Below are 21,552 nucleotides of genomic sequence, written 5' to 3' on the forward strand. Positions count from 1 at the left end.
CGGGCACGCTTTCCAGAGTGTCGATGGCGATCACGCGGTCCCATTTGCCTGAGAGATTCCGGGGTGGTTGCTCCTTCGGCGGCCGGGTTTTCGTCACCTGAAAGGCGAACCCGGCGCTCTCCCGCGCGCGCCTATGTCGGACATGTCCGGCATCGACGCCGCGCCCTCTGCCGGTCGGGTGCGCCCAAGTCAATCGGGGAACGGCGGCGGTGCGGGGAAAGATGTGGAAAGCGGAGGCCTGCCCCTCCACCACTCGCTTCGCGAGCGGTCCCCCTCCCCATCACAGATGGGGAGGATTGTGTCCTGCCCATTCCTCCCCAAGCGCGCTTGGGGAGGGGGACCGCGCCCGCAGGGCGTGGTGGAGGGGCGGCAACGCCGCGAAATTACCGAGTCGCGTTGTACCGCAACTGCGCATCGGTCAGCTGGAAGCCGACCAGCGCCTCAAAGGTCGCGCTCGCCACCGCCTGGCGGACATCGGGCTGGGTCAGCGGATCGACCGCCGCGTCTTCGTCACCGGCCTTGCGACGGCGGGTCAGCTTTTCGCGCACCTCGTCGGACAGGGTCGCCGCCGAGCGGGCGATGGTGGCCGAGGCCTCGCCCGCCACCTGGCCGCGCGCCTGGCCCGCGTCGAAATGCACGTTCACGCGGCTGACGCGCTTGGCGACCACATTGGTGCCGCCGCGCACGATCGCGATATAATAGGGCAGCACCACGTCGCGCGCGGCGCTGGTATCGGTGCGCCGTGCCTCGACGTTGAAGCTGACCGTCGTGACGATGTCCGCCCCCGAATCCGCGCAACTGCCGCGGACATTGGTCATGTTGGCGACCAGATCGATCGACCCTTCATCGGTCGCGCCTGGCGTCTTGAACAGGGTGATGTCGCCGGTCCCCGCCGCGACGCCCACCACCGGGCAGGCCGAGCGGACGGCGGTGATGCCGCCCGAGGCGTCGATCTCGCCGGTACGGGCGCAACCGCCCAGGACGAGCGCAAGGGCGACGGGAGCGAGAAACGATGCTTTCACAGGTCGAAACGCCTATTCTGGGTGCCGAAGCAGGATGCCGGTTTGGTCGCCAGCATAGGAACCGGGTTGGACGCGCGCAAGCAATGGCGTAGAGCCGCATCCATGACCCCATCTCAGACCGACGCCATGAAGCCGCCGCTCGACCTGTTGATCGCCGCCCCGCGCGGTTTCTGCGCCGGCGTCGACCGCGCCATCCGCATCGTGGAGCTGGCGCTCGAAAAGCATGGCGCCCCCGTCTATGTCCGGCACGAAATCGTCCACAACAAATTCGTCGTCGACAGCCTGAAGGCCAAGGGCGCGATCTTCGTCGAGGAACTCAACGAGGTGCCGCCGCACGCGCATGTCGTCTTCTCCGCCCACGGCGTGCCCAAGTCGGTGCCTGCGGATGCCGAGAGCCGGGGTCTCGACTATCTCGACGCGACCTGCCCGCTGGTGTCCAAGGTCCATCGCCAGGCCGAACGGCTGGTCGAAATGGGCCGTCACATCGTCTTCATCGGCCATGCAGGCCACCCCGAGGTCATCGGAACCTTCGGCCAGGTGCCGCAAGGCTCGATGTCGCTGGTCGAGACGGTCGCGGATGTCGAAGCATTCATGCCCGCCGATCCCGAGAACCTTGCCTTCCTGACCCAGACCACTTTGTCGGTCGACGACACCCATGCGATGGTCGAGGCGCTGCAGCAGCGTTTCCCCTCCATCCTGGCGCCGCGCGGCGAGGATATCTGCTACGCCACCTCCAACCGCCAGGCCGCCGTCAAGGCGATCGCCGCCGAGTGCGACGCGGTGCTGGTGATCGGTGCGCCCAACTCCTCCAACTCGCTGCGTCTGGTCGAAGTGGCCGAGCGCGCGGGCAAGCGCGCGCAACTGATCCAGCGCGCCGCCGATCTCGACTGGGCGTTCCTGGACGGGGTGAAGACCCTGGGCCTGACCGCCGGGGCCTCCGCGCCCGAGCTGCTGGTGCGCGAGCTGGTCGATCGCCTGTCCGAACGCTTCACCGTTTCCGAGCGCGAGGAAGAGACGACGCGCGAGACCATCGCCTTCAAGCTGCCGCGCGGCCTGGAAGCGGCCGCCTGAACCATGGCCGTCTATACGCAGGTTTCGGCCGAGGCGCTGTCGGCGTTTCTGGCACGCTATGACGTGGGCGAGCTGATCTCCGCCAAGGGGATCGCCGAGGGCGTCGAGAACAGCAACTATCTGGTCGACACCACGACCGCGCGCTTCATCCTGACCTTGTACGAAAAGCGCGTGGCGGCGGGCGACCTGCCCTTCTTCCTCGCGCTGCTGGATCATCTCGCCGCCAAGGGTCTGGCCGTGCCGCCCGCGATCAAGGACCGGCAGGGCGTCGAGATTCAGGAACTGGCGGGCCGCCCCGCCTGCCTGATCCAGTTCCTGACCGGCGTGTCGCTCTCGCACCCCACCCCGGCCCAGGCGCTGGCGGCGGCGGATGCGATGGGCGCGATGCACCGCGCGGTCGCCGACTTCCCACTGAACCGTCCCAATTCAATGGGTCATGCCAGCTGGCACCCGCTGTTCGCGCAATGCGGGGGCGATCTCGACCGGATCCAGCCGGGCCTGCACGATGCGATGGGCGCGGCGCTGGATTCGGTTCTCGACGGCTGGGACGGCCAGGCGCTCGATTCCTGCGTCATCCATGCCGACCTGTTTCCCGACAATGTGCTGGTGCTGGGCGACGCGGTCACGGGCCTGATCGACTTCTATTTCGCCTGCACCGATTTCCGCGTCTACGACCTTGCGGTCATGCACTCGGCCTGGAGCTTCGACGCGGCCGGCGAGACCTATGCGCCCGAAATCGGCGCGGCGCTGGTCGAGGGGTATGAGCGCCACTTCCCGCTGTCCGACACCGAGCGCGCGGCGTTCGCGAAGCTGGCCATGGGCGCCTGCCTCCGCTTCGCGCTGTCGCGAGCCTGGGACTGGCTGAACACCCCCGCCGACGCGCTGGTGACGCGTAAGGATCCGCTCGCTTATTGGCGGCGCTACCTCGCCTATCGCGACGGGAAAGCGGGACTGTGACCCCGGTCGAGATCGCCACCGATGGCGCGTGCAAGGGCAATCCCGGCCCCGGTGGGTGGGGCGCGCTGATCCGTTCGGGCACGCATGAGAAGGAATTGTCGGGCGGCGAGGTGCTGACCACCAACAACCGCATGGAGCTGATGGCCGCGATCGAGGCGCTGAACGCGCTCAAGCGCCCCTGCGCCGTCACGCTGTCGACCGACAGCCGCTATGTGATGGACGGCCTGACCAAGTGGATCCATGGCTGGAAGCGCAACGGCTGGAAGACGGCGGACAAGAAGCCGGTCAAGAATGCCGAACTCTGGCAGGCGCTGCTGGAGGCCGCATCGCGGCACCAGATCGAATGGAAATGGGTAAAGGGCCATGCGGGCCACCCCGACAATGAACGCGCCGACAAGCTGGCCTGCGCGGCGGCGGAGACGTTTCGGAAATAAGAAGCGGGGTTCATCCGATCGCCACACGATCCCGGCTATGACGCGTCGGAGGGAATAAGGGGGAAACGTCCTGCTGATCGCCGCCGTCATCGCGACCGCCCTTGGAATGGCCGCTCCGGGCGAGACTCCCGCCGCACCGCAGCCATCGCCGCAGCTACAGTCGCTGGTTCGATCGCCGGGCTATCTGGGCAATATCCAGCGCCTGTTCGCCGCCCTGCCGACCGACGTGTTCCAGCGTTGCCCGGACCTGGTCGCACCGGCATCGGCCGCCTCCGTCCTGACCCCTGTGACCTTCGCGCCGGATGGCTATCCCGTATCGGGCACCTGGCGGCAGAGCTTTCCCGTCCGGGGATGCGGCAACGACACGACGATCAACATCTTCTTCCAGGCGCAACCGGACGAGAAGATCGCCAGCATCGTCGCGGTGCCGGGCGACACCCGCGCGAACCTGACGCTGCAACGCGACGCGCTGCGCTATGCTTGGCTCGGGGCCAAGGCGGTCGCACCGGATTGCACGACGCCCCATGCCCGCCACACGCGCTATGACGGCGTGGTGGATACCGCGCGCAAGGCCTGGCGCGAGACATGGATCATCGCCGCCTGTGGTCGGAATGTGGCGGTGCCGATCACCTTCACGCCCGATGCGACGGGCACGACGATCAGCGCGCAGATGCCCAGGCCGATCGGCTGAGCGCCGCTTATTCCGGTTCGTGAACCGGGGCGCCCGGCCCGTTCTTCAGCACCGACTCGATCGCGTTGCGGGCCCCGGCCTTGCTGGAATAGCCCTCGGTCCACCAGATGAGTTCGCTGTTGTAGCGGAACTTGGCGACATATTCGCCGGCCTTGTTCTTCTCGATCGCAAAGCTGTGGGCCATGATGATCTCTCCTAAATAAGGCGCTTATCCTGTATCAGGAAATCGCCCCGCGCGATAGCGGTCCGCATCGACGCCGTGAGGCATGTCCCCTTCGCCCAGCAACAAGGCCGCCGCCATCGCCGCCGCGGCGGGCGCGGTCTGGATGCCGAAGCCGCCCTGCCCTGCGCACCAGAAAAAGCCCGGCACCTTCGCATCGAAGCCATAGACCGGGGCGCGGTCGGGCGCGAAGCTGCGCAGCCCGGCCCAGCGGCGCTCGACCGCCTCGACCCGCCAGTCGACCACCTTTTCCAGCCGGTCGATGGCGACCGCCACGTCCCATTCCTCCGGCGCGATGTCGCACGGGAGGCTGGGGCTCTCGTCATGCGGGGTCAGCCAGAGCCGCCCGCCCGCCTCGGGCTTGAAATAGAAGCCGCCAGCCAGGTCGACGACATGCGGCAGACCGTCGGGTGCGGGCGGATCGGTGCGCAACTGCACCATGGTCCGGCGATAGGGGGTGATGCCGATCGGCGCGACGCCGGCCAGCGCCGCCACCTGATCGGCCCAGGCACCCGCCGCATCGACCAGCACCCGCGCCGCGACCGGACCGGCACGCGTGTCCAAACGCCAAACACCGCCTCGGCGCGTGGCCGATAACAGGGCCGCGTCGGTCATCACCCCCGCGCCCGAGGCCTTGGCCGCCGCGAGGTAATCGGCATGGACCGCCGCGACGTCGATATAGGCGCAGCTCGGCTCCCACACGCCGTGCACCCAGTCGGCGCGCAGGCCGGGGACATAGGCCGCCGGATCGACCCTCGACAGGTCCACGCCCGACCCCGCAAAGTCGTGCAACAGACGCTCGGCCAGCGTCCCATCCCCTGTCCGTCCGATATGCAGCGAGCCCAGCGGCGTGAGATAGCCGCCATCGCGCAGGACCGGGCCGGAAGCGGTGGTCAGCGGCTGCACCGCGGGGCCGCCATAGGTTTCCGACCAGAAGGCGGCCGAGCGCCCGGTCGCATGGCGGCCGGGCATATCCTCCGCCTCGATCAGCACGACCCTTGCCCGCGCACCGATCGCAGCGGCAAGGCTCGCGCCCGCCATGCCTGCGCCGACGATGGCGACGTCATGGATCACGCGGCCAACCCGTCCAGAAAGCCGTCGATCGCCGCCAGCGCGCGCAGCCGCACCGGGTCCACCTCGCGCAGCAGTTCGTGCGCCGCCTCTGGCCCGAACCGCTCGACCTTCGCGCCGATCCGCGTGGCGACGGCGGCGGCGGCGCACGGATCGACCAGCCGGTCGGCCTCGGCGATCAGCATCAGCGTCGACAGGCTCACCCGGTCCAGCCGGGGATCGCGCAGCAGCGCGCGGGTCGAGCGCATCGCGGACTCGAGCCAGCCCCAGCTCGGCGGCCCCAAGGCCAGTTCGGGGGCCTGCGCATACCAAAAGGCCTCATCCTCGAACCGCGCGACGTCATGGGTCAGGTTGCGCTGGCGCGTATGGTGGCCGGGCCCCTCCTTGGCTTCCCAGATGCCGCGCTCCGCCCGGCCGAGCAGGGTCATCAGGCGGATGATGACCGCACCCAGCCATGGACCGGTCGGCAGTCTCAGTCCCAGCATCGGCGCGACCAGCACCAGTCCATCCGGATCGGCCGCGCCCTCCACGACCGCGCGCAGGGCCAGATGCCCACCCATCGAATGGCCGATCAGGACATGGGGCAGGTTCCCCGTGCCGTCCGCACGCCATTCCCGCCAGAAGCTGCGTAGATCCTCGACCAGTCCCGAGAAATTGCCGCCATGCCCGACATGCCGATCGGCGAGCAGCCGGCCCGATCCCCCCTGCCCGCGCCAGTCGAACGCGGTGACGCTCCACCCCCGCCCGACCAGATGGGCGAAGACCTCCAGATATTTCTCGATCACATCGGCGCGACCGGTCTGGAACAGCAGGCGGCCGACCGGTCGTTCCGCCGGCCAGTCGAACCGCCGATGGTCCCATCCGTCGGGCGCTTGCCAGCGCGACAGCGTGGCCCCGGCGGGAAAGGTGCGGCGAAGGGTCAGGCTGTCGATCATCCATGTTCCGGTTACGGTTTCGAAAGCCCCGCCGTCTAGGGACTTGTGCCATGGACTGGACCATATTGCGCATCGCGCTGATCGTCGCGCTCGTCCTGCTGCTCCTGTCGGCGGGGATCGAGGATGCGCGCACCCGCGAGATCGCCGACCGCAAGAACATCGCCATCGCGCTGATCGCGCCGCTGTGGTGGTGGGCCAGCGGCCTGCCGGTCTGGCCGGACATGGTGGTGCGGATCGCGGTCGCGGCGGGCGCCTTCCTGCTGTTCGCCCAGGCCTTTCGCATCGGCATGATGGGCGGCGGCGACGTGAAGATGATCGCCGCGATCGCCCTGTGGCTGCCCCCCGCGCTGCTGATGCAGATGATGCTGGTCATGTCGATCGCGGGCGGCGCGGTGACGCTGGCCATGATGGTCGACCACCGCCTGCGCCATGCCCCAGCAGGAGAAGCCGAAAACGGGATCGAGGTGCCGTACGGCGTCGCCATCGCCATCGCCGCGCTGGTTATCCTGCGGGAACCGATATTTAACCCATTCCCTCATACTTAACCGCGGATTGGCCAGGCAAAGGGCTTGGCGGCAAGGCCGAAGAACGCAGGATGGACAGTCGCAAAGTTTTACTGCTGGTCGGGGCTCTGCTGATCGCAGGGGTCACCGCCCTATTCGCCCGGACGATCACGTCGGGCAGTAGCGCACCCCAGGCCCAGGCCGCCGCCATCGCCACGCCGGCCGAACCGCAGCAGACGGAGGTGCTGGTCGCCACCCGCACCCTGCCGGTGGGCACCATCATCGAACCCACCGCCCTGAAATTCCAGCCCTGGCCCAAGGACATGGTCGCCGGCGCCTATTATCTGAAGGGCCAGGCCGACGTCACCAAGCTGCAGGGCACCGTCCTGCGCTATGCCGTCACGGCGGGCCAGCCGCTGACGCAGGGCGCGGTCGTGCGTCCGGGCGACCGGGGCTTCCTGGCCGCCGCACTGACGCCGGGGATGCGCGCGGTAACGGTGCCGGTGTCCGCGCAGACGGCCGTTGCGGGCTTCGTCTTTCCGGGCGATCGCATCGACGTCGTCCTGACCCAGGATGTGGCGGGCGGCGGCGACGGCCCCCCGCTGAAGGTGTCGGAGACGATCCTGCGCAACGTCCGCGTGCTGGCCACCGACCAGCGCACCGACAACCAGGCGGGCGACGACGGCAAGACGCCGGTCCACACCTTCACCACCGTCACGGTCGAGGCGACGCCCAAGATAGCGGAACAGCTTGCCGTCGCGCAGACCGTCGGCACCCTGTCGCTGTCGCTGCGCGCCCTGGCCGAGCGGTCCGACGACATGGCGCGCCTGGCCTCGGGCGACGATAGCGGCACGATCGCCCAGCCGGTGATGGACCGCGCCTCCTATGTCACCGGCGGCGACGTCTCGCGCTACCAGCGGCGGACCGTACCCGGCCGCGCGCAGACCAGCGGGCCGGATCAGGGCACGCCGGGCATGACCGGCCCGAGCCAGCCCATGGCCGCCGCTCCCGGCCAGACCGCCGCCATCCAGGGCCCGGCCGTCCGCGTCGCGCGCGGCAACGCCACCACCGTCACACCCGTGGGGGCCCGGAATTGACCCACGCCCTGACCCACGAATCGAGGATGTCGATGCGATCCGTCCTGTCGGGCACTGCCCGCGCTTCGGCGTTCGCGCTGGTGCTCGCGCCCCTGATCCTGGCGCCCGGCCGTGCCGTCGCCGCGCCGCTGGCCTCCGCCGTGGAACCGGGCGATGCACCGTCCGCCCGCGACGGCTCCGGCGCGCTGGAGATCAACACCGGCCGCGCCCGGCTGATCACCCTGCCCCGGCCGATGACCGACCTGTTCGTCGCCGATGACAGCATCGCCGACGTCCAGGTGCGCTCGCCCACCCAGCTCTATATCTTCGGCAAGAAGCCCGGCGAGACGACGGTCTCGGCGACCGGGCGGGGCGGCGCGGTGGTCTATGCCACGACCGTGCGGATCGGGAACAATCTCGATTCGATCGGCCGGATGCTGAAGCTGGCCATGCCCGAGGCGACGATCACCGCCACGCCGATGAACGGCCTGATCCTGCTGACCGGCACGGTCGCCGCCCCCGACGACGCGGCGGAGGCCGAACGGCTGGTCCAGGCCTATGTCGGCAAGGACACCAAGATCATCAGCCGGTTGCGCACCGCGACCCCGCTCCAGGTCAATCTGCAGGTCCGCATCGCCGAGGTGAACCGCAGCTATGTCAAGCAGATCGGCGTCAATCTGCTCAACCGCGACAATAGCGGCGGCTTCCTGTTCGGCATCTCGTCGGGGCGCAGCGCCGGGACGATCGGCGATGTGACCAACCCGGCCGGAGCGGTGACGGGCACCCAATATACCTTCACGCCCGGGCTGCAGCATACGACGCTGGGCCTGGGTGGCCGGGTCCTGGGCATGGACCTGCTCGGCGCGATCGACCTGGGCGAGACGCTGGGCCAGGTGTCGACGCTGGCCAATCCCAACCTGACCGCCCTGTCGGGCGAAACCGCCACCTTCCTGGCGGGCGGCGAGATCCCGATCCCGCTGGCCAGCGGCTTCGGCGCGGTGTCGGTCGAATATAAGCAATATGGCGTCAGCCTGTCCTATACGCCGACGGTGCTGGCCGATGGCCGCATCTCGCTGCGCGTCCGGCCGGAAGTGTCGCAAATCTCGTCGGTCGGCGCGGTCCAGATCAACGGGACGTCGATCCCCGCCCTCACCACCCGCCGCGCCGAGACGACGCTGGAGCTGGGTTCGGGCCAGAGCATGATGATCGGCGGCCTGCTGTCCAACACGCGCGACAATTCGATCGACAAGACCCCGTGGCTGGGCGACCTGCCGCTGATCGGCGCGCTCTTCCGCTCGAACGCCTTCAAACGGAACGAGACCGAGCTGGTGATCATCATCACCCCCTATCTGGTCAAGCCGGTCAATGCGCCGTCCGACATCGCGCTGCCCACCGATGGACAGCGTTCGCCCAATGACGCCGAGCGGGTGCTGCTGGGCCGCATGGGTGCCGGGACGGCCGAACCCCGCCCGGTCCCGACCCTGGCCCAGCCCGTCCAGGGCCGTCCGGTGGCCGGTGCCCAGGCGCCCGTCTCCCCCGCCCCGCGCACCCGCAAGTCCGCGCCGACCCCGGGCTTTTCCGAATGATCGCTCGTCCAAGGATATCGCGTGCCATGCGCCCATCCCCGTCCTTCCTGATGCCGCTCGGCCTGATGCTGATGACCGGCGGCTGCATGGGCCATGGCCAGCACGGGCTCGAATCGACGCACCAGCCGGTCGTGTCGCAAGCGGATTACGTGCTCGACCTGGCGCTGTCCGGCGGGCGGCTGGCGGCGGATGAGGATCGGCGTCTGGACGGCTGGGCCCGCAATCTGCGGCTGGGCTATGGCGACCGGGTGACGGTCGAGGATCCGGCGGGCGAAGGGCCCGACGCCTTTCGCCAGATCGCCCAGGTCGTCGGCCGGTACGGCCTGCTGGTCGGACAGGCCTCGGCCATCCCGCACAGCCCGGTGGCCCCCATGACGATCCGCGTCGTCGTCAGCCACGCCCGAGCCTATGTCCCCGGCTGTCCCGACCTGCGCAGCGATGCCATGCCCGATCTGGAGGGCAATACGTCCTCCAACCATGGCTGCGCGGTCAATCGCAACCTGGCCGCGATGATCGCCAATCCCAATGATCTGGTCCGCGGCGCGGGCGGCCCGACGACCAGCGACCCGCAAACCGCCGCCCGTGCCGTCAACGCGCTGCGCAATGCTCCGCCGACCGGCAATGGCGGCACCACCCTGCGCAGTCCCAATTCCAGCGGCGGCGGCGGTAGCGGCGGCGCTGGCGGCGGCATGAGCCCGTCGGGCAGCGGGGTGAGCCAGTGAACGCGCCCTGGAAACCCGCGATGCTGACCACCCGCGATCCGTTCCAGGCCTATGTCTGCGACGACTGGACGGCGGAGGCGATCCGCCCGCTGGTGATCGAACAGGGATGGCCGCCCGAAAAGGTCGCCAAGGGCGGCCTGCGCGGTGCGGTGCAGGCGCTGTCGGTGTCCGCCAGCCCGCAGATCCTGCTGGTCGACCTGAGCGATACCCCCGACCCCGCCAGCGAGATCAACAATCTGGCCGAAGTCTGCGAGCCCGGCACGATCGTGATCGCGGTCGGCCAGGTCAACGACGTCCGGCTGTACCGCCAGCTGATGAGCAGCGGCCTGCACGATTATCTGCTGAAGCCGATCGGCGCGGACCAGTTGCGCGATACGATCGCCCAGGCGCGGGCGATCCTGCATGCGCCGCGCGCCGCCGATGCCGCGCCGGAAAAGGCGCCGTGCAGCGTCGCGGTGATCGGCGTGCGCGGCGGCGTGGGTGCGTCGACCATCGCCACCTCGCTCGGCTGGCTGATGGCGGACCGGCTGGAGCGGACGACCGCGATCCTGGACCTCGACGTCCATTTCGGCACCGCCGCCCTGTCGCTCGATCTGGAGCCGGGGCGCGGGCTGGTTGACGCGATCGACAATCCCAGCCGCATCGACGGGCTGTTCCTGGAACGCGCCATGGTCAAGGCGTCCGAAAAGCTGGCCATCCTGTCCGCCGAGGCGCCGATCAACGCGCCGATCCTGACCGACGGCCTGGCCTTCGCGCAGTTGCAGGACGAGATGCGGCTGAATTTCGAGACAACGATCGTCGACCTGCCGCGCAGCATGATGATCCAGCAGCCGATGCTGGTCGCCAGCGCCCAGACCATCGTGCTGGTCACCGAATTCACCCTGGCGGCAGCGCGCGACACGATCCGCCTGCTTTCGTGGTTCAAGATGCATGCCCCGCAATCGACCGTACTGACGCTCGCCAACCGGGTCCAGCCGACGGCGCAGAGCGAGATCGCCCAGAGCGATTTCGAGGGCTCGATCGAACGCCCGGTCGATTTCCTGGTCCCCTACGACCCCAAGCTGGTCGTGCAGGCGGCCAAGCTAGGCAAGCCGATCGCGGAGCTGGGCCGGACCTCGCGCACGGTCCTGCCGCTGCTCGAACTGTCGCAGCGTATCTGCGCCACGGCCGAGGGCGGCGAAGCCACGCCCCCGGCGCGACGCGGCCTGCTCGACCGGTTCGACCTGAGCGCGCTGCTGCCCAAGCGGACGCGGGCCAACTGACCCCATGTCGATGCTCGCGACCCTGATCCTGGCGATGGGCGTCTTCCTGACGCTCATGCTGGGAATCGCGGCCTTCTCGACCCCCAGCCGGTCGCGCGCACAGACGCGGCGGCTAGCGGGCCTGCGCGACCGGATCGCCCTCGATCTGGACAAGCCGGCGATCGCCGCTGCCGCCGCGTCGCGCAGCATCGCGCTGGCGGGCGATACCCGCATGGACAAGGCCTTCGGCCGCCTGCTCCCCAACCCCGCGCGGCTGGCCAAGATGCTGGATCGCACCGGGCGCGACTGGACGGTCGGGCAGTTCGGCATGGCCTGCGCCGGCACCGCCCTGGGCGTCATGGTCCTGTTGATGATGCTGGGCCTGTCCTTTTTCCTGGCGCTGGTGCTCGGCATCGCGCTGGGCCTGGCGCTGCCGCATATGGTCGTCCGCAAGCTGATCGCGCGCCGCGTCGCCAAGTTCGTCACGCGCTTTCCCGATGCGATCGAATTGCTCGTCCGGGGCCTGCGCTCCGGCCTGCCCATCGCCGAAACCATGGCGGTCGTGGCGAATGAAATTCCCGGCCCCATCGGCGAGGAGTTCCGCGCCGTCGCGGACCGAATGCGGATCGGCCGCATGATGGACGCCGCGCTTCAGGAAACCGCCGACCGGCTGGACATTCCCGAATTCCAGTTCTTTGTCATCGCCATCGCCATCCAGCGCGAGACCGGCGGCAACCTGGCCGAAACGCTGTCCAACCTGGCCGACGTCCTGCGCAAGCGCGCCCAGATGAAGCTGAAGATCAAGGCGATGTCGTCCGAATCCAAGGCATCGGCCTATATCGTCGGTGCCCTGCCCTTTCTGGTGTTCGGCATCATCTGGACGATCAATCAGCCCTATATGGCGCGCTTCTTCGTCGATCCGCGCCTGATCGTCGTCGGGCTGGGCGCGTTCGTCTGGCTGGGCCTGGGGGCGTTCATCATGTCGCGCATGATCAATTTCGAGATCTGAATGAGCCAGCCCGCCCCCGCCATCCTCGGCCTCGATCCGGCATCGCTTGCGGTGCTGCTCTGGGCCGCCTGCATCTTCGCGCTGCTGGTCGTCGGTTATCTGCTGATCGGCAGCCGCGATCCGATGACGCGCCGGGTGCGCGCGCTCAACGAACGGCGCGAGCTTTTGAAGGCCGGGATCGCCAGCGCGCCCAAGCGCCGCGCGCAGCTGATCGACCGGGCCGACATGCTGGAGCGGATGCGCGCCCTGCTCAGTTCGCTGAAGATGCTGCAGGACGAACAGGTCAAGGCGATCCAGGTCCGCCTGCTCCAGGCGGGCATAAGGTCGAAGGAAATGGCGGTCGCGGTGATCTTCGGCCGCCTCGCTTTGCCGATCGTGTTGGGCGGGTTCATGACGCTGTGGGTCTATGCCACCGAGGATTTCGCCGACTGGAGCTGGTTCAGCCGCTACATGCTGGTCGCGGGCACGCTGGTCCTGTCCTACAAGGCACCCGACCTGGCGCTGAAGAACCGTATCGACAAGCGGACCGCCGCGATCCGCAAGGGCCTCCCCGACGCGCTCGACCTGATGGTGATCTGTGCCGAGGCGGGCCTGACCGTCGATGCCGCCTTTGCCCGCGTGTCGCGCGAGCTGCGCCGTGCCTATCCCGAGCTGGGCGACGAGTTCCAGCTGACCTCGGTCGAGCTGGGCTTCCTGACCGACCGGCGCCAGGCTCTGGAGAATCTGGCGATGCGGGTCAATCTCGACTCGCTGCGCGGCGTGGTCACGACGATGATCCAGACCGAGAAATACGGCACCCCGCTGGCCAGCGCGCTGCGCGTCCTGTCCGCCGAGTTCCGCAACGAACGCATGATGCGCGCCGAGGAAAAGGCCGCGCGCCTGCCCGCCATCATGACGGTGCCGCTGATCCTGTTCATCCTGCCGACCCTGTTCGTCGTGATCCTGGGGCCCGCCGCCTGCTCGATCCAGGACACGCTGATCGCGGGGAAGTAACGGCCGCCGCAACCAGCGCCCTCGCCAGTCGTTGACCCTTCGTAACAGACGGGATCAACGGACAGGGATCGACGCGATGTTGTTCACTTCGACCACGCAATTTGCCGTGCTGGGGCTGGTCCTCATCGCCGGCTGGCTCTTTGGCCTGGCGAGCCATCCCGGTGGGCGCAAATGGCGCAACCGCTATGCCACCGAACGCGACGCCCATGCCGCGCAGGTGAAGGACACCGAAACCAAGCTGTCGGCGGCGCGCGACCGCATCGCCGAGCTGGAGCGCGAAAACCAGCGGCTGGCGACCGCGCAGCCGGTTGCGGCGGCGCCGGTGGTGGAACGGACGCCGTATCGCCCCGTCGCGGCGAGCGCGGCGCGTCCGGCCTATCCGGCGGGGGAACGGCGGGGGTGGTTCGATTTCGGGAAAGGGATTTCGACCAACGGGTGATCTGTTTTTGCGGGGCTTAGGCTCGGTGAGACACCCTACCCTCCTCCATTCCCTCCCGCCTGCGGGAGGGGAGCGTTGCTTGGCAACCGTTTCACGTCTTCCAGAAGCGGTAGGCTGATTGAAGCGCTAAACGTTTCCGCTTGGCACGCCCCTCCCGCAAGCGGGAGGGGATGGGGGAGGGCAAGTTCTAGGCGAGACGCTTCGCCACCCCTCCCCCCCCAAATCACCGCGCCTTCAGCGCCGCCTGCGCCGCCGCAAGCCGAGCGATCGGCACCCGGTACGGGCTGGCCGAGACATAATCCAACCCGACCGACTCACAGAAAGCGATCGAAGCCGGATCGCCGCCATGTTCGCCGCAAATGCCGAGCTTGATCCCCGGCCGCGTCGCGCGGCCACGCTCGGCCGCCAGGCTGACCAGCTCGCCCACGCCGTCGACATCCAGACTGACGAACGGATCCTTGGCGTAGATGCCCTTCTCGACATACGCCCCCAGGAAGCGCGCCGCGTCGTCACGGCTGACGCCCAGCGTCGTCTGGGTCAGGTCGTTGGTGCCGAAGGAGAAGAATTCGCCCACCTCGGCGATCTCACCGGCTTTCAGCGCGGCGCGCGGCAGTTCGATCATCGTGCCGACCAGATACTCGACCGTCTTGCCGCGCTCGGCGAACACCGCCTGCGCCGCCTTGTCGACCACCGCCTTCATCAGCTCCAGCTCGCGCCGGGTGGCGACCAGCGGGATCATGACCTCGGGGATCGGCGCCTCGCCCGACTTGTCTGCGACGTCCAGCGCCGCCTCGAAGATCGCCCGCGCCTGGATCTCGTAGATCTCCGGGTAGGTCACGCCCAGGCGGCAACCGCGATGGCCGAGCATCGGGTTGAACTCATGGAGTTCGCTCGCCCGGCGCTTCAGCGTGTCGACATCGACGCCCGCCGCCTTGGCAACCTCGGCGAACTCGGCCTCCTGCTGCGGCAGGAATTCGTGCAGCGGCGGGTCGAGCAGGCGCACCGTCACCGGCAGGCCGGCCATCACCTCGAAGATCGCGGTGAAGTCGGCGCGCTGTTCGGGGAGCAGCTTGGCGAGCGCGGCACGGCGGCCCGCTTCGTCCGTCGCCAGGATCATCTGGCGCACCGCCGTGATCCGCGCGGCGTCGAAGAACATATGCTCGGTCCGGCACAGCCCGACGCCCTCCGCGCCGAAGTCTCGCGCAGTCTGGCAGTCGAGCGGGGTTTCGGCGTTCGCGCGGACCTTCAGACGGCGGACCTGATCGGCCCATTCCATCAGCGTGCCGAAATCGCCAGCCAATTCGGGCTGAACGGTCGCCACCGCGCCGACCATCACCTCGCCGGTCGAACCGTCGAGCGTCAGGATGTCACCCTCGCGCACTTCGCGGCTGCCGACACGCAACAGCTTGGCCTTGTTGTCGATCGACAGGCTGCCCGCCCCCGAAACGCAAGGCCGCCCCATACCGCGCGCCACGACCGCCGCATGGCTGGTCATGCCGCCGCGCGCGGTCAGGATACCCTTGGCCGCGTGCATCCCGTGAATGTCCTCCGGCGAGGTTTCGACACGGACCAGGATCACCGCCTCGCCCGCCGCCGCCGCACGCTCGGCGGCATCGGCGTCGAACACCACCTTGCCCGAGGCAGCCCCCGGCGAGGCGGGCAGCCCCTTGGTCAGCACATCGCGGCTGGCCTTGGGGTCCAGCGTCGGGTGGAGCAGCTGGTCGAGCGCCGCCGGATCGACCCGCGCGATCGCCTCCTCGCGGGTGATCAGGCCCTCATTGGCCATGTCGACCGCGATCTTGAGCGCGGCCTTGGCGGTGCGCTTGCCCGAGCGCGTCTGAAGCATCCAGAGCTTGGCCTGTTCGACCGTGAACTCGATGTCCTGCATGTCGCGGTAATGCGTCTCGAGCCGGTCGAAGACGGCGGCCAGCTCGCCGTAAACCTCCGGCATCGCCTCTTCCATCGAGGCGGGCTTGGCGTTCGCCTCCTCGCGCGCGGCCTTGGTCAGATATTGCGGCGTGCGGATGCCCGCGACCACGTCCTCGCCCTGCGCGTTGATCAGGAACTCGCCATAATAGGCCCGGTCGCCCTTGGACGGATCGCGCGTGAAGGCCACGCCCGTCGCCGAGGTGTCGCCCATATTGCCGAAGACCATCGCCTGCACGTTGACGGCGGTGCCCCAGTCGGCGGGAATGTCGTTCAGGCGGCGATAGACCTTCGCACGCTCCGACTGCCACGACCCGAACACCGCGCCGACCGCACCCCAGAGCTGGTCGTGCACGTCCTGCGGGAAGGGCTTGCCCCACTGCTCCTGGACCAGGCCCTTATAGGTCGTGACCAGCGCCTTCCAGTCCTCGGCCGACATCTCGGTATCGAGGGTGAAGCCGTTATCCTCCTTGGCGATCTCCAGCGCTTCCTCGAACGCGCCGTGATCCAGCTCCAGGACGACATCGGCATACATCTGGATGAAGCGGCGATAGCTGTCCCAGGCGAAACGCTCGTCGCCCGCCTTCTTCGCCAGCCCCTCGACGGTTTCGTCGTTGAGGCCGAGATTCAGCACCGTGTCCATCATGCCCGGCATCGACACCCGCGCGCCCGAGCGGACCGAGACCAGCAGCGGGTTTTCCGGGTCGCCGAAACGCTTCTCGGTCACCGCCTCGATATGCGCAATGCCGTCCGCGACCTCGTCGCGTAGTTCCTGCGGAAACTGCTCGCCATCCTCGTAGTAGCGCGTGCACATCGCGGTGGAGATGGTGAAGCCCGGCGGCACCGGCAGGCCGATCGAGGCCATCTCGGCCAGATTCGCGCCCTTGCCGCCGAGCAGGTTCTTGTCCCCCTTGCCGCCGTCCGAAACGCCGCCGCCGAAACGGTACACATAGGTCATCGGTTCGATCCTTTACTGGTCGTATCGTCCGACGCCCTGGGGACACAGGCGTCGGCTTTAATAAGGCGATATTGCCGGAGGGGAAGACAGGAACGTTCGCGCCCGTCTCCCGATCCGGCTCAAGTCATCCCTCGATCCGCGAGAAGTCCGCCACCGTGTGGACGGCGGCCCGGACACGCGCGAGCAGCGCGAGGCGCGTGGCCCGCTTGGCCGGGTCGGCATCGTTGACGGTCACATCGTCGAAGAACCGATCGATCGGCGCGCGAAGCGAGGCGAGCGCGGCCATGGCGGCCTCGAAATCCTCGGCCTGCACCGCTTGCGCAGCCTTCGGCTCGGCCGCGTCGAGCGCGGCGATCAGATCGGCCTCGGCGGGTTCGAGCGTATAGGTCGGCGCGGTCCATGCCTGGTCGCCCTCGACGCCTTCCTTCTTCAGGATGTTCGCGGCGCGCTTATACCCGGCGAGCAGGTTGGTGCCGTCGTCGGTGGTGACGAAGGCTTGCAGCGCGCTAACGCGGGCGAGCAGGCGGACGAGATCGTCCTCGCCGCCGAGCGCGAACACCGCGTCGATCAGATCGTGACGGACGCCCGCTTCGCGTTGCTGGACCTTCAGGCGGTCGATGATGAAGTCCATCATCTCCGTCGAACCGTGATCGGCGTTACCCATGGCGCGGATCGTCGTCGGGTAGAAGGGCAGTCGCAGGCCGTTCTGCTGGATCGTGCTGGCGATACCCAGAGCGGCCCGGCGAAGGGCGAACGGATCTTTCGAGCCACTCGGCTTGAGCCCGACCATGAAGAACTGCGCCACGCTGTCGAGCTTATCCGCCAGCGCCACGGCCACCGTCACCGGCGCGGTCGGAACGTCATCCCCCTGCCCGACCGGCTTGTAGTGATCGCGAACCGCCTCGGCCACGCGCGGGTCTTCGCCCTGCGCAGCGGCATAGTAACCGCCCATCAGGCCCTGCAATTCGGGGAACTCGCCGACCATGCCGGTGACGAGATCGGCCTTCGCCAGATACGCGGCGCGCTCCGCCAGATCGGCAAGCCGCTCCCTCTCCCCATCGGGGAGAGGGCTGGGGTGAGGGGCCGACGCGGGCGAGGCGCTGCCGGGCTGCCCCTCACCCTCCCCACGGCCTTGCCGCGGGTCCCCTCCCTCTCCCCGGTGGGGAGAGGGCGTTGCGCCGACGATACCTTCTTCGACCAGCCAGCGGGCGAGCTTGGCCACCCGCTCGACCTTGTCGGCGACGGTGCCGAGCTTTTCGTGGAAGACGATCTTTTCCAGCTTGGGCCGCAGATCGTCGAGCTTGGTCTTCAGGTCGGTCTCGTAGAAGAAGCGCGCGTCGGACAGGCGGGCGGCTAGCACCTTGCCATTGCCCTCGACGATCTTCGCGCCGCCGTCGCTCGCCTCGATATTGGCGGTGCAGACGAAGGCGTTCGCCAGCTTGCCGTCGCTTGAGCGGCAGACGAAATATTTCTGGTTCACCCGCGCGGTGAGCTGGATGACCTCGGGCGGCACGTCGAGATAGGCTTCGTCGAAGCGGCCGAGCAGCGGCACCGGCCATTCGGTCAGCCCGGCATTTTCCGCGACCAGCCCTTCGTCCGCGACCAGCTCAAGCCCAGCCTCGGCAGCCAGCGCGGCGGCGCGCGCGCGGATGATCGCGGCCCGCTCGTCCTGATCGACCAGCACCTTGGCGGCGCGTAGTTGCTCGACATAGGTGTCGGCGCCGGTCAGCACGATCTCGGCAGGCGCGTGGAAGCGATGGCCGCGCGTGACATTGCCGCTCGTAATCCCGGCGATTTCGAACGGCACCACTTCGCCGCCGAACAGCGCGACGATGGCGTGCAGCGGGCGGACCCAGCGCATCGACTCGGTCGAGGCGGACTCGGCGCCCCAGCGCATCGACTTGGGCCAGGGGAAGGTGCGGACGATCGCGGGGATCGCCTCGGCCAGCACTTGCGCCGTCGCGCGGCCGGGCTTTTCGGTGATCGCGAAGAGCACGCCGTCGCGCTCGGTCAGTTGCTCGCGCGTCAGCCCGGTCTTGCGGAGGAAACCCTCCAGCGCCTGCGGCGGGGCGGAGGCACGCGGCCCCTTCACTTCTTCGGACACGGCCTCGGTCGCGGCGGGCAGGCCCTTGGCGATCAGCGCGAGGCGGCGCGGACCCGCATAGGTGACGATCTCACCCGCCGACAGCCCCGCCTTGGCGAGTTCGGCGGTGAACAGCTTGGCGAGGTTCTCCCGCGCCCCCGCCTGCATCCGGGCGGGGATTTCTTCGGAGCGGAGTTCGAGCAGAAAATCGGTCATCACGCGGCCCAGCCGTTCTTGTCCATCCAGGCGCCGCACGCGCCCTTCGCCAGATCGCGGACGCGGCCCATATAGGCCTGGCGCTCCGCCACCGAAATCACGCCGCGCGCCTGCAGCAGGTTGAAGGTGTGGCTGGCCTTGATCGCCTGTTCATAGGCGGGGATGGGCAGCTTGGCCTCCAGGCAGCGTTCGCATTCCGCCGCCGCCTTCTTGAAGGCGTCGAACAGCGTGTCGGTGTCGGCGACCTCGAAATTCCAGGTCGACATCTGCTTCTCGTTTTCGAGAAACACGTCGCCGTAACTCACGCCCGCATCGTTGAAACGCAGGTCGTACACATTGTCGACGTCCTGGATATACATGGCCAGGCGCTCAAGGCCGTAGGTCAGCTCGCCCGCGACCGGCTTCATGTCGTAACCGCCCATCTGCTGGAAATAGGTGAACTGCGTCACCTCCATCCCGTCGCACCAGACCTCCCAGCCCAGGCCCCAGGCGCCCAAGGTCGGGCTTTCCCAGTCATCCTCGACGAAGCGGATGTCGTGCTTGGCCATGTCCACGCCGATCGCGGCGAGGCTGCCCAGATACAGGTCCTGCAGGTCGGCGGGCGAGGGCTTCAGGATCACCTGATACTGGTAATAATGCTGGAGCCGGTTCGGGTTCTCGCCATAGCGGCCGTCGGTCGGGCGGCGGCAGGGCTGGACGAAGGCGGCGTTCCAGCTATCGGGGCCCAGCGCGCGCAGCGTGGTCGCGGGGTGAAAGGTGCCCGCCCCCATCTCCATGTCATAGGGTTGCAGGATCACGCATCCCCGCTCGCTCCAATAGTCATGGAGGGTGAGGATCATGCGCTGGAAGGAAAGTGGTCCTTCCGGGGGTCCGTTCCGGGTCTGCATAACGCGGCAGGCTTTGGCTCATGCCCCCTTCGCGGTCAAGGCAAGCCGCCCCGCCCCGGATGCCGCCAGTCAGCCAAGCATGATATTTTGTCAGGCGTTGTTGACACAGTCGCGACTCGCTGTCACTTTGTCATGGTTACCTGACATTAGGTCATGCACGGGTGACAAAGGGAGGTTGCCATGCAAAAGGAGGTGGACATGAAAAATCGCCTCAAGGTGCTGCGCGCCGAACGCAACTGGAGCCAGGCGGAACTCGCCGGGCGGCTGGACGTGTCGCGCCAGGCCGTCAACGCCATCGAAACGGGGAAATACGACCCGTCCCTGCCGCTCGCCTTCCGCATCGGGCGGCTGTTCGACATGCCGATCGAGGAGATTTTCGATGACGAGCATCATGGTGAGTGAGGGTACCGGATGGGGCGAGAGCCGCGAAGCCGCGCGTACGACGCGCCGGAAGCGACGGCGAATGCTGCTGGTCGCCGTGGCGATCTTGCTCGTGGTCGGCCTGCCGTTTCTGGAAGGGTTTATCGATGGGTTGTTCCATCTTCCCCGCGTATCCGCGCCACGGCCCCTGGCCCAGATCACAGCGGCCGTCATCCTGATCCTCGGGGGCATCATGACGTGGCGCAACTGGCGCGAAACCGACGAAATGCAACGGCGGCTGGCAATCGAGACATGGGCCGTGATCGGACTGGCCAACTTCGTCCTGCACCCGGTGCTGACGATCATCGGCGCGCAGATGCATCAGGCGGATTTCGAAAACTCCAGTTGGGGCATCGCGATCCTGATCGGCTTGGCCTTCTATTTCGTCCGGAGGGTGCGGTCATGAGCCGCCGTCTGACCCGCGCAGTCATCGGGAGCGGCATCGCGCTGTCGCTGCTCGGCTGGGGGGCCGGACAGGTGGGCGAGGTCACGTTCGACACGCTTCGTCCCAACATCCGCGCCGCTACCGCCGCCGCCCATAGCGCGCAAATGCCCGCTTTTTCCGTCCATCTTTCTATCGAGGTGCGGCCATGACCGATTTATCCCAACGCGACAGCCGTGGCCCCAGCGAGCGCGCCAATCACCGTCTGGTCGCCATCTCGGGCGCCGTCGGCGGCATCATGGGCCTGTCCATGGCTCTCGTGGCGATCCTTTCCGCCCCGGCGGGAATGAAGCCCAGCACAGTGAACATGTGGACGTCGCCATTGCCGCTCTGGTTCGCGATCCTCATGGCACTGATGTGGGGCGTCGTGGTGCCGATCATTTCCTGGCGCTGGCACCGGGTGGTCGATGAGCATGAGAGCCGCGCCTATCGCGACGGCGCGCTGGCGGCCTTCTATGTCGTCGGCCTGGGCGCCCCTGTCTGGTGGTTCCTGTGGCGCGGCGGCGTGCTGCCGCCCCTTCAGGTCGAATGGATGTACGGCGCGCTGATGGCGAGTTGCGGCATCGTCTGGATGTGGCGCAAATATGCCTGAGCTTTCCCTTCTTCTCTCCGGCCCCTTCCTTTTCCGAAAGCCCGATCCCATGAAGACG

Annotated in this window: 23 protein-coding genes and 1 riboswitch; of the genes, 16 read left to right on the forward strand and 7 right to left on the reverse strand. The window is 68.1% G+C overall.

Features of this window, described 5'->3' with window-relative positions; translation table 11 throughout:
• Nucleotides 1-25: 25 nt before the first annotated feature.
• Nucleotides 26-134, reverse strand: a riboswitch (glycine riboswitch).
• A 249-nt stretch (nt 135-383) separates the two neighbouring features.
• On the reverse strand, nt 384-1,022 hold the full coding sequence (locus QZ546_RS03690) for a hypothetical protein (protein ID WP_294234914.1): 639 nt from the start codon (nt 1,020-1,022) through the stop codon (nt 384-386).
• Nucleotides 1,023-1,124: 102 nt separating this feature from the next.
• Between QZ546_RS03690 and ispH the strand changes: the two genes are divergently transcribed.
• From ispH to QZ546_RS03710, 4 genes are all read left to right on the forward strand, one after another.
• Entirely contained in the window at nt 1,125-2,093 is a 969-nt protein-coding gene (ispH, locus tag QZ546_RS03695) for a 4-hydroxy-3-methylbut-2-enyl diphosphate reductase (protein WP_294234916.1), read from the forward strand.
• Between the two features lie 3 nt (nt 2,094-2,096).
• Nucleotides 2,097-3,050 (forward strand): homoserine kinase, encoded by a 954-nt coding sequence (gene thrB / locus QZ546_RS03700; RefSeq protein WP_294234919.1) that lies wholly within the window; start codon nt 2,097-2,099, stop codon nt 3,048-3,050.
• Nucleotides 3,047-3,484, forward strand: coding sequence for a ribonuclease HI (rnhA, locus tag QZ546_RS03705; protein WP_294234922.1), 438 nt, complete (start codon nt 3,047-3,049; stop codon nt 3,482-3,484). Before thrB ends, rnhA begins: the two co-directional genes overlap by 4 nt.
• Before the next feature lie 106 nt (nt 3,485-3,590).
• On the forward strand, nt 3,591-4,175 hold the full coding sequence (locus tag QZ546_RS03710; RefSeq protein ID WP_294234925.1) for a hypothetical protein: 585 nt from the start codon (nt 3,591-3,593) through the stop codon (nt 4,173-4,175).
• Between the two features lie 7 nt (nt 4,176-4,182).
• Here the strand turns inward: QZ546_RS03710 and QZ546_RS03715 are convergent, their stop codons facing one another.
• The 3 genes from QZ546_RS03715 to QZ546_RS03725 are packed head-to-tail and all read right to left on the reverse strand — an operon-like array spanning nt 4,183 to nt 6,401.
• On the reverse strand, nt 4,183-4,359 hold the full coding sequence (locus QZ546_RS03715) for a DUF1508 domain-containing protein (protein ID WP_294234928.1): 177 nt from the start codon (nt 4,357-4,359) through the stop codon (nt 4,183-4,185).
• A 24-nt stretch (nt 4,360-4,383) separates the two neighbouring features.
• Nucleotides 4,384-5,469, reverse strand: coding sequence for an FAD-binding oxidoreductase (locus tag QZ546_RS03720; protein WP_294234930.1), 1,086 nt, complete (start codon nt 5,467-5,469; stop codon nt 4,384-4,386).
• On the reverse strand, nt 5,466-6,401 hold the full coding sequence (locus tag QZ546_RS03725) for an alpha/beta fold hydrolase (RefSeq protein WP_294234934.1): 936 nt from the start codon (nt 6,399-6,401) through the stop codon (nt 5,466-5,468). Before QZ546_RS03725 ends, QZ546_RS03720 begins: the two co-directional genes overlap by 4 nt.
• Nucleotides 6,402-6,451: 50 nt before the next feature.
• Here QZ546_RS03725 and QZ546_RS03730 point away from each other — a divergent pair, with 50 nt between their 5' ends.
• From QZ546_RS03730 to QZ546_RS03765, 8 genes are all read left to right on the forward strand, one after another.
• Nucleotides 6,452-6,946, forward strand: coding sequence for a prepilin peptidase (locus QZ546_RS03730; RefSeq protein WP_294234937.1), 495 nt, complete (start codon nt 6,452-6,454; stop codon nt 6,944-6,946).
• 50 nt (nt 6,947-6,996) lie between these two features.
• Nucleotides 6,997-8,001 carry a Flp pilus assembly protein CpaB gene (gene cpaB, locus QZ546_RS03735; protein ID WP_294234939.1) on the forward strand — a complete coding sequence of 335 codons (1,005 nt, stop codon included), beginning with the start codon at nt 6,997-6,999 and terminating at the stop codon, nt 7,999-8,001.
• A gap of 26 nt (nt 8,002-8,027) precedes the next feature.
• Complete coding sequence (locus QZ546_RS03740; protein WP_294234942.1) at nt 8,028-9,566, forward strand: type II and III secretion system protein family protein; 1,539 nt, start codon at nt 8,028-8,030, stop codon at nt 9,564-9,566.
• Between the two features lie 26 nt (nt 9,567-9,592).
• On the forward strand, nt 9,593-10,288 hold the full coding sequence (locus QZ546_RS03745) for a CpaD family pilus assembly protein (RefSeq protein WP_294234944.1): 696 nt from the start codon (nt 9,593-9,595) through the stop codon (nt 10,286-10,288).
• The gene (locus QZ546_RS03750; RefSeq protein WP_294234947.1) at nt 10,285-11,550 is read left to right on the forward strand and encodes a pilus assembly protein CpaE; all 1,266 of its coding nucleotides are present in this window, start codon (nt 10,285-10,287) and stop codon (nt 11,548-11,550) included. The genes QZ546_RS03745 and QZ546_RS03750 overlap by 4 nt, the downstream gene beginning before the upstream one ends.
• 4 nt (nt 11,551-11,554) lie before the next feature.
• On the forward strand, nt 11,555-12,538 hold the full coding sequence (locus tag QZ546_RS03755) for a type II secretion system F family protein (protein ID WP_294234950.1): 984 nt from the start codon (nt 11,555-11,557) through the stop codon (nt 12,536-12,538).
• Nucleotides 12,539-13,531 (forward strand): type II secretion system F family protein, encoded by a 993-nt coding sequence (locus QZ546_RS03760; RefSeq protein WP_294234953.1) that lies wholly within the window; start codon nt 12,539-12,541, stop codon nt 13,529-13,531.
• Nucleotides 13,532-13,607: 76 nt separating this feature from the next.
• Entirely contained in the window at nt 13,608-13,970 is a 363-nt protein-coding gene (locus tag QZ546_RS03765; RefSeq protein WP_294234955.1) for a hypothetical protein, read from the forward strand.
• 223 nt (nt 13,971-14,193) lie between these two features.
• On the opposite strand, the gene ppdK is transcribed toward QZ546_RS03765, so the two are convergent.
• The 3 genes from ppdK to QZ546_RS03780 form a co-directional block, all read right to left on the reverse strand.
• Nucleotides 14,194-16,854 (reverse strand): pyruvate, phosphate dikinase, encoded by a 2,661-nt coding sequence (gene ppdK, locus QZ546_RS03770; protein ID WP_294234957.1) that lies wholly within the window; start codon nt 16,852-16,854, stop codon nt 14,194-14,196.
• 124 nt (nt 16,855-16,978) lie between these two features.
• Nucleotides 16,979-19,153: a glycine--tRNA ligase subunit beta gene (glyS, locus tag QZ546_RS03775; protein WP_294235236.1), complete on the reverse strand. Its 2,175-nt coding sequence runs from the start codon at nt 19,151-19,153 to the stop codon at nt 16,979-16,981.
• Complete coding sequence (locus QZ546_RS03780; protein WP_007406656.1) at nt 19,153-19,992, reverse strand: glycine--tRNA ligase subunit alpha; 840 nt, start codon at nt 19,990-19,992, stop codon at nt 19,153-19,155. Before QZ546_RS03780 ends, glyS begins: the two co-directional genes overlap by 1 nt.
• A 246-nt stretch (nt 19,993-20,238) precedes the next feature.
• Here QZ546_RS03780 and QZ546_RS03785 point away from each other — a divergent pair, with 246 nt between their 5' ends.
• The 4 genes from QZ546_RS03785 to QZ546_RS03800 are packed head-to-tail and all read left to right on the forward strand — an operon-like array spanning nt 20,239 to nt 21,494.
• Nucleotides 20,239-20,442 (forward strand): helix-turn-helix transcriptional regulator, encoded by a 204-nt coding sequence (locus QZ546_RS03785; RefSeq protein WP_261269196.1) that lies wholly within the window; start codon nt 20,239-20,241, stop codon nt 20,440-20,442.
• Nucleotides 20,420-20,866 (forward strand): hypothetical protein, encoded by a 447-nt coding sequence (locus QZ546_RS03790; RefSeq protein WP_294234962.1) that lies wholly within the window; start codon nt 20,420-20,422, stop codon nt 20,864-20,866. Before QZ546_RS03785 ends, QZ546_RS03790 begins: the two co-directional genes overlap by 23 nt.
• Nucleotides 20,863-21,054, forward strand: coding sequence for a hypothetical protein (locus tag QZ546_RS03795; RefSeq protein ID WP_294234964.1), 192 nt, complete (start codon nt 20,863-20,865; stop codon nt 21,052-21,054). The genes QZ546_RS03790 and QZ546_RS03795 overlap by 4 nt, the downstream gene beginning before the upstream one ends.
• Entirely contained in the window at nt 21,051-21,494 is a 444-nt protein-coding gene (locus tag QZ546_RS03800; protein ID WP_294234966.1) for a hypothetical protein, read from the forward strand. The genes QZ546_RS03795 and QZ546_RS03800 overlap by 4 nt, the downstream gene beginning before the upstream one ends.
• The last annotated feature ends 58 nt before the right edge of the window (nt 21,495-21,552 follow it).

Origin of the sequence: uncultured Sphingomonas sp. (assembly GCF_913062585.1) — a bacterium.
Taxonomy (GTDB): domain Bacteria; phylum Pseudomonadota; class Alphaproteobacteria; order Sphingomonadales; family Sphingomonadaceae; genus Sphingomonas.

Coding starts and splice junctions, on each gene's coding strand:
- ispH (WP_294234916.1), top strand. CDS start 1,125: ATGACCCCATCTCAGACCGACGCCATGAAGCCGCCGCTCGACCTGTTG.
- thrB (WP_294234919.1), top strand. CDS start 2,097: ATGGCCGTCTATACGCAGGTTTCGGCCGAGGCGCTGTCGGCGTTTCTG.
- QZ546_RS03710 (WP_294234925.1), top strand. CDS start 3,591: ATGGCCGCTCCGGGCGAGACTCCCGCCGCACCGCAGCCATCGCCGCAG.
- QZ546_RS03715 (WP_294234928.1), bottom strand. CDS start 4,359: ATGGCCCACAGCTTTGCGATCGAGAAGAACAAGGCCGGCGAATATGTC.
- QZ546_RS03725 (WP_294234934.1), bottom strand. CDS start 6,401: ATGATCGACAGCCTGACCCTTCGCCGCACCTTTCCCGCCGGGGCCACG.
- QZ546_RS03730 (WP_294234937.1), top strand. CDS start 6,452: ATGGACTGGACCATATTGCGCATCGCGCTGATCGTCGCGCTCGTCCTG.
- cpaB (WP_294234939.1), top strand. CDS start 6,997: ATGGACAGTCGCAAAGTTTTACTGCTGGTCGGGGCTCTGCTGATCGCA.
- QZ546_RS03740 (WP_294234942.1), top strand. CDS start 8,028: ATGTCGATGCGATCCGTCCTGTCGGGCACTGCCCGCGCTTCGGCGTTC.
- QZ546_RS03745 (WP_294234944.1), top strand. CDS start 9,593: ATGCGCCCATCCCCGTCCTTCCTGATGCCGCTCGGCCTGATGCTGATG.
- QZ546_RS03755 (WP_294234950.1), top strand. CDS start 11,555: ATGTCGATGCTCGCGACCCTGATCCTGGCGATGGGCGTCTTCCTGACG.
- QZ546_RS03760 (WP_294234953.1), top strand. CDS start 12,539: ATGAGCCAGCCCGCCCCCGCCATCCTCGGCCTCGATCCGGCATCGCTT.
- QZ546_RS03765 (WP_294234955.1), top strand. CDS start 13,608: ATGTTGTTCACTTCGACCACGCAATTTGCCGTGCTGGGGCTGGTCCTC.
- ppdK (WP_294234957.1), bottom strand. CDS start 16,854: ATGACCTATGTGTACCGTTTCGGCGGCGGCGTTTCGGACGGCGGCAAG.
- glyS (WP_294235236.1), bottom strand. CDS start 19,153: ATGACCGATTTTCTGCTCGAACTCCGCTCCGAAGAAATCCCCGCCCGG.
- QZ546_RS03780 (WP_007406656.1), bottom strand. CDS start 19,992: ATGATCCTCACCCTCCATGACTATTGGAGCGAGCGGGGATGCGTGATC.
- QZ546_RS03785 (WP_261269196.1), top strand. CDS start 20,239: ATGAAAAATCGCCTCAAGGTGCTGCGCGCCGAACGCAACTGGAGCCAG.
- QZ546_RS03790 (WP_294234962.1), top strand. CDS start 20,420: ATGACGAGCATCATGGTGAGTGAGGGTACCGGATGGGGCGAGAGCCGC.
- QZ546_RS03795 (WP_294234964.1), top strand. CDS start 20,863: ATGAGCCGCCGTCTGACCCGCGCAGTCATCGGGAGCGGCATCGCGCTG.
- QZ546_RS03800 (WP_294234966.1), top strand. CDS start 21,051: ATGACCGATTTATCCCAACGCGACAGCCGTGGCCCCAGCGAGCGCGCC.